We start from the raw sequence: 7236 nt of genomic DNA on the forward strand, positions 1-7236 counted from the left end.
TACGCCTTGAACTGAAGTTCAAGGCTTATAGCCAAAGTCCGTTAAAACGGACTGGTATGTATATTCAGTAAGCTTTAGCTTACTTGAGATTTGAGCCAAGAAATTTATTTCTTGGCGGACGGAAAAGCTGGTGCAAAATCTTAGACGAGCGATCATCGCCCTACATCTACATTCAACAAAAAACTTACTTACTGAAGCTTTGAAGATTATCCCTTAATTGTTGATGAATGGGTTGGCGTAGCCAGCCACAGGAATCGCCCCAAATGAGCAATTACTCACTAGAAACGACCCAGCATAGAAATTTACTGAGCTTACTTAACTTTTAAAAATGGGCGGTACTGGACTCGAACCAGTGACATCCTGCTTGTAAGGCAGGCGCTCTACCAACTGAGCTAACTGCCCGCTGTTGCACACAAAACTTATGTTAGCACACCCATTTTGAAAAAGCGATAGTCTTATAAAAAAATTTTTGCCTTATTCTGCATCTGTTGGATTGAATTGCGACTCGGACAGCAAGATACTGGTTAGCAATGGCTTGGATATTTTTGAATTTTGAATTGATTATGCCCTCTGGTCGGACTCATGATCGCATTACTCTCTGGGCTTTGCCGTTTGTGACTGGTGTTGCTTTTTGGCTAACCAACAGCGGTAACTTGACTTTGTTGGTTACTGGTGGGTTTCTGTTCGGAGGGCTGATGTTCGGTCCTGACTTGGATATTTACTCTCGCCAGTTCCAACGCTGGGGTGTTTTCCGTTTTATTTGGTTACCTTATCAAAAAAGTTTACGCCATCGTTCTTTGTTATCTCACGGGCCAATCATTGGTACAACGCTGCGTGTCGTTTATCTGAGCAGCTTGGGAGCAATAGTGGCAATTTTCACTTTGTTGATTGTCGAAAAGCTGTGGAATATGCAGTTCAATTGGCAGATGACAGGGGAAACTGTAAAATTCACGATCGCTCACTACAGTATGGAATTTCTTGCTTTATTTGTCGGGCTGGAAGTTGGTGCTATGAGCCATTATCTTAGTGACTGGGGAGGTTCAGCTTATAAGCGTTTTCAAAAGCAGGGAGTTCGTGGATTGCTGCCGCGTGCGAAAATGAAGAAACGTAAAGTGACGAGTCGTGGTAATGGGAGTAAAGTCAAACCAAAAAATAGCCGCCGCACAAAGTCATAGGTAAATTGTGGGGTAGGATCGGAGCCTGCTGATTAAACTCGTTTCCAGCCTCAGGCTGGAAATGCCAGCGACGAGGCTCTGCCTCCTATCTGAAATACCGGAGGCGGAGCCTCCTAGTAGCGCATTCCCTGGCTGAGCCAGGGAACGAGAAATATGTTGTTACACATTTGGGATGCTCCCAAGAATAAGATTTTCAACCGCAGAGGACGCAGAGGACGCAGAGCTTTTATTAATTATGGAAACTAATCAAACTGAGAGAAACGCTGAGACTTTGGCAGCAATACAAAAATTAATTGATGTGGTGGCAAAGTTACGTTCTCCTGATGGGGGTTGTCCGTGGGATTTGGAGCAAACTCCTCAAACGCTGACACCATACGTCATAGAAGAAGCTTACGAAGTTGTAGATGCGATTAAGAGTGGGGATCAAGATGCGATCGCCGAAGAATTAGGTGATTTACTCTTACAAGTTGTCTTGCAAGCACAAATCGCCAGTGAAGATCAACAATTTTCCTTGAAGGAAGTCGCCGAAGGAATTTCACAAAAGCTGATTCGCCGTCATCCTCATGTTTTTGGTGATGTGTCGGTGCAAAGTGTTGATGATGTGCGGCGAAATTGGGAAGAAATTAAAGCTGCTGAGAAAGGAGAAGCTTCTGCGGATACTCAAAAACTGAGTTATAAACTCAGTCGTTATGCACGAAAGCTTCCTCCGTTAGCAGCGACGATGAAGATTTCGCAAAAGGCGGCTGCTGTTGGATTTGAATGGGAAAATATTGATGGGGTGTGGGACAAGTTTAATGAGGAATTGACGGAATTTAAGCAGGCGTTAGCTGAGGAAACACCAGAACGACAACAAGCTGAGTTGGGTGATTTGCTATTTTCTCTTCTACAGGTTGCTCGTTGGTGTAATCTTGATCCGGAAGCTGCTTTGCAGGGAACAAATCAGCGGTTTATCCAGCGTTTGCAAAAAATGGAGGCAAATGCTGAGCGTCCTCTTACTGATTACAGCTTAGAGGAATTAGAAACGCTGTGGCAAGAAGCAAAAGCGCGACTTGCACAGGAAGAGTAAAAATCTGGTTTCGGGTTATTTGGAACCACAGATAAAAACAGATAATTTCAACGTAGTTTTTTAGTATGACTATTTCTGCTGAGAATTCATTAAACCTAATTGCAGTTGCTAAAAAAACGAGACTTGCTGCACTCAAGCTGGCGGTTCTTTCAACTGAGGCGAAGAATCAAGCTATTGAAGCGATCGCCCAATCCTTAGAATCTGCCAAAGATGAAATTTTACAAGCAAATGTTGCTGATTGTGAAAGAGCCACTACAGATGGAATTGCTAAGCCTCTTTATAAGCGTTTGCAGTTAGATGAACATAAGTTAAGAGATGCGATCGCTGGGGTGAGAGATGTCGGCAAACTCAGTGATCCAGTTGGTGCAGTGCAGATTCACCGTGAACTGGATCAAGGCTTAATCTTGAAGCGAGTCACTTGTCCTTTGGGTGTGTTAGGTGTCATTTTTGAAGCACGTCCGGAAGCAGCAATTCAAATCGTGACTCTTGCTATCAAGTCGGGAAATGGTGTGATTTTCAAAGGTGGGAAAGAAGCGACTCGTTCTTGTGAAGCAATCGTCAAGGCGATTAAACAAGGACTTTCTCAAACTGCTGTTCATCCAGATGCGGTGCAGTTGTTAACAACACGAGAAGAAATTTTGGAACTTCTAAGATTAGATAAATATGTGGATTTAGTTATTCCTAGAGGTTCTAACTCTTTTGTGAGATTTGTGCAGGAAAATACTCGTATACCTGTATTAGGTCATGCTGATGGAATTTGTCATCTATATATAGATAAAGCTGCAGATTTAGAAAAAGCGATCGCAATTACAGTTGACGCCAAAACAAACTATCCTGCGGCTTGTAATGCGATTGAAACTTTGCTAATCCACGCTAGTATTGCTGCAAAGTTTTTACCGAAAGTTGCTGAGGTTTTGGGAAAACTCAATGTGGAATTGAGAGGGGATGAACGTACTCGCGAAATTGTGCCAAAGATTGCAACCGCAACAGAAGAAGACTGGGAGACAGAATACTCTGATTTGATTTTGTCGATAAAAGTTGTTGATTCGTTGGAGGATGCGATCGCCCACATTAACAACTATGGCTCCAAGCACACTGATGCTATTATCACTGAAGATGCAGAAGCTGCCCAAACTTTCCTAGCGCTGGTGAATGCAGCCGGAGTTTATCACAACTGTTCTACCCGATTTGCTGATGGCTTCCGCTATGGTTTCGGTGCAGAAGTCGGGATTAGTACTCAACAAATGCCTCCTCGTGGTCCTGTTGGTTTAGAAGGTTTGGTAACATACAAATATCAGATGACTGGTAATGGTCATATTGTGGCTACTTACACAGGTGCAGACGCCAAGCCCTTTACTTTTAAGGATTTGGGATGAATAAGCGCTCACAAAATACTATGATGACATTTGTCAGACGTTAACCAAAAATATAGAAGATTTGATGAACGAAAGTGAAGATAATTTGATTTGTCAAACACAATCATCTTTGTCTAGCTGAGCTTGAACAGGAGTACCTTTTCTTACGACATACAGCGCTTTGCATCTAAATGGAGTACACCCCTCGCTAACCCTCACGCGGGTGGGATATCTCTGTACTTCACCAACTTGCAATTTGCTGTATTATTATTCATCCCCAATTGAAGTGAATACGTACAGTACTGCTATAATTTGACTTATACAGAAAAGCCGAATATCTCTTTAAAAAGCTACGCGTGAATATTGTACTGTGGATTTTGGCTAAAGTTGCTTTGATCCATACGGGTGCTTCTGCCTTGAAAGTATACAGCCAAAACCTTGTCAGTGATGAAAACTGACAAACCATAAAACTTATTAAAAATCTTATCAGGGGTAGGCTGAAAACCCCTTGCCTTAAGTACGGGGACGCCACATGCCTACGGAGGGAAACCCTCCTGCAGCAGTGGCTCATGAAAGCCACGAGGCACTGTCTTGAAAAGTTACCTGCGGAGGGAAACCCTCCCCCAGTACTTTTCGCTTTTTAAAGTGCCTGAATCTTCTCCGGAGTTAGTATTAGGAGCGTTGTATACTAATTGAAAACGAGGAGGTGATTTTATTGCCAAAAGTTTATGGCTGTCAGCAAGTATTATTGAACCGTTCATTACTTATTCATCCGGTTCTTGAATATCTTTGTTCTCAAGCTCACAGGTTAACGAATTGTGGAATATATTACGGTCGTCAGGTTTGGTTCAAGGAGCGTAGGTATTTAAAGAAGTTTGACCTGATAAACGAGACGTACAAATTAAAAGAGCGAATTAAACAGTTATGTGAAAAGTACGGCATCAATTTTATTGAAACAGAAGAATCGTATACATCCAAGGCGTCTTTTTTAGATGGTGACGAACTACCGACATTTGGTGCAAAACCCGAAGGGTGGAAACCGTCAGGACGACGCACAAAGCGTGGATTGTACAGAACAGGGTCGTTCCAGACTATCAACGCGGACTGTAACGGAGCCGCGAATATATTACGCAAAGTAGCCACAACACTGAGTTTAGAACTTGGTCGAGTGAGTAGGGGCGCTTTGACACGTCCCACCCGGATCAAAGTCTGGGTGCCAGCTAAAAAGCGAAGCACGGCGGCTTTAGCCCCGTGTTGAGCATCGTTTAGAATCCCCGTCTCTAGCGGGGAGTGTCAACTACTGCTTTAAGCAAAGCTCGTGCATAATACTCAAGGCAATGAAAGACGAGGATAAGACAAAAAAGCAGTTGATTGAAGAGTTAACTGCACTACGCCAAAACTTTTCTCAGTTAGAAGAATTAGCGGCTCAACAACAGCAGACCCAAGAGGCGCTGCGACAGCAACACGAATGGGAACGACGCCAAGTTCAAAAAGAGCAGGCTCTGAATCGAGTGATTCAAAGTATTCGTAATTCTCTGGATTTAGAAACAATTTTTACTAAAGCAGCTTATGAGATTACTCAGCTTGTGAGCGCTGATCGAGTTGAAATTGTGCAATATATCCCTGAACGCCAACTGTGGGTGAATGTCGCTGATTATCGTCGGACTCCAGATTTACCAAGTGCTTTGGGGGTCGAAATTCCCGATGCTGATAATGAAATAGCTACCCGACTTAAGCGATTAGAAGTTGTTGAAATTGAAGATGCGAGTACTTGTTCAGATGAAATCAACCGTAGCTTTGCCGAAACTTATGGGGGAGCATGGTTGCTGGTACCGGTGCACTTTGGCTCTACTATTTGGGGTAGTCTTAGCCTGAAAAGAATTAACCACCCTTTATCTTGGCAGCAGGAGGAAGTGGAATTAACCTGTGCAGTGGCGGATCAAGTGGCGATCGCCATTCAGCAATCCACCCTCTTGTTGCAGCTACAAACCGAACTTACCGAACGCAAACTGGTAGAAGCTACTTTGCAAGAAAAGCAGTATTTTATTGAGCGGATTGTTGAAACAAGCCCCGATATCATCTATGTCTACGACTTAGTTGAACAGCGCAACATTTATATAAACAGACAAATGCTTGAGATTCTTGGCTACGCTTCCCAAGAAATTAAAGCCATGAGAGAGGCAGTATTGCCAAATCTCGTTCATCCAGATGACATGGGACGAGTGAGCGAACATCTCAAACGCTTTGAAACTGTTAAGGATGGTGAACTTCTCGAAATAGAGTACCGAATGAGAGATGTCAATGGTGAGTGGCGTTGGTTGCGTAGTCGAGAGACTGTGTTTGCGAAAAATGCAGACGGTTTGCCTGTGCAGATTTTGGGCATAGCCGGTGACATTACCGAACGCAAGCTAGCAGAAGCAGCCATTTCCTTTCAAGCGCATCTGCTATCAGCGGTGGAACAGGCTGTGATTGCTACAGATTTGGACGGAAGAATTATATACTGGAATCGCTTTGCAGAAAAACTCTACGGCTGGTCAGCGTTGGAAGTCATCGGTCAAAATGTCTTAGAAGTCGTTACTGCTGAGACTTCACAAGAGCAAGCCGTTGAAATTATGTCCCACCTACAGCGCGGTGAATGTTGGTCTGGGGAATTTCTGGTTCGGCGTCGAGACGGCACTTTGTTCCCAATCTTAATTACTGATTCGCCCATATACGATGATAAAGGCGTGCTAGTTGGCATTGTTGGCATTTCTATTGACATCACTGAACGCAAACAGGCTATTACAGCGCTGCAAGAAAGTGAAGAACGATTTCGCACTATGGCAGACACAGCCCCAGTGATGATATGGATGACTGGGACTGATAAGCTTTGTAATTATTTTAATAAGAGCTGGTTAGAATTTACGGGACGCGCACTAGAACAAGAACTAGGTAATGGTTGGGCAGAACTTCTCCATCCCGACGATTTACAACTTTGCATAGAGACTTACACAACTGCATTTGATACTCGCCGCAGTTTCACTATGGAACATCGCTACAGGCGTTTTGATGGTGAGTATCGTTGGCTATTTGATACAGGCATCCCAAGGTTTCATTCAAACGGTAGTTTTGCTGGTTACATTGGTTCCGGCATTGATATCACAGAGCAAAAGCAGATGCTCCAAGCATTGCAAGACAGTGAAGCACGATTGAGGTTAACCCTAGACGCAGCTCGCATGGTGACTTGGGACTGGAACATTACAACCAATAATGTTGTGGATTATAACCCAATGGAACCGCTCTGTGATCTTCCGTTAGGCTGCAATGAGCATACATTTGAAGCTTTTCTCGATGCTGTTTATTTTGAAGATCGCGATCGCGTCGTTGCTGCTATAAAAGATGCTATTGACAATAAGAAAGATTATGAAGTTGAATTTCGATTGGTATCACCTGATAATGCGCTGCATTGGATAGGAAATAAAGGGCAAGTCTACTATGACCAAACTGGGAAACCAGTACGTATGGTCGGTGTAGGAATGGACATCACCGATCGCAAACAATCTGAACAAAAAATCCGCGAACAAGCGACTTGGCTTGATGTCGCGACAGATGCCATTATAGTCAGAGATTTAGAAAACAAAATTGTCTTTTGGAACAGAAG

The 7236-nt window shown here is 43.5% G+C and carries 4 protein-coding genes, 1 tRNA gene and 1 pseudogene; 5 read left to right on the plus strand and 1 reads right to left on the minus strand.

Annotated elements, in window-relative coordinates; genetic code table 11:
• Positions 1-329 precede the first annotated feature (329 nt).
• A tRNA-Val gene (locus DP116_RS25745) sits at positions 330-402 on the minus strand.
• Positions 403-563: 161 nt separating this feature from the next.
• Here DP116_RS25745 and DP116_RS25750 point away from each other — a divergent pair.
• The 5 genes and pseudogenes from DP116_RS25750 to DP116_RS29765 all read left to right on the plus strand — a co-directional run.
• On the plus strand, positions 564-1175 hold the full coding sequence (locus DP116_RS25750; RefSeq protein WP_169157858.1) for a metal-binding protein: 612 nt from the start codon (positions 564-566) through the stop codon (positions 1173-1175).
• Between the two features lie 235 nt (positions 1176-1410).
• Complete coding sequence (gene mazG, locus DP116_RS25755; protein ID WP_169157856.1) at positions 1411-2241, plus strand: nucleoside triphosphate pyrophosphohydrolase; 831 nt, start codon at positions 1411-1413, stop codon at positions 2239-2241.
• A gap of 65 nt (positions 2242-2306) precedes the next feature.
• Entirely contained in the window at positions 2307-3617 is a 1311-nt protein-coding gene (locus DP116_RS25760; RefSeq protein WP_169157857.1) for a glutamate-5-semialdehyde dehydrogenase, read from the plus strand.
• Between the two features lie 871 nt (positions 3618-4488).
• Positions 4489-4854: pseudogene (locus tag DP116_RS25765) on the plus strand (zinc ribbon domain-containing protein); the annotation flags it as partial.
• Between the two features lie 79 nt (positions 4855-4933).
• Positions 4934-7236, plus strand: a 2303-nt coding sequence (locus DP116_RS29765; protein WP_246275797.1) for a PAS domain S-box protein, incomplete at its 3' end; no start/stop codon positions are given.

Origin of the sequence: Brasilonema bromeliae SPC951 (assembly GCF_012912135.1) — a bacterium.
Taxonomy (GTDB): Bacteria; Cyanobacteriota; Cyanobacteriia; order Cyanobacteriales; family Nostocaceae; genus Brasilonema; species Brasilonema bromeliae.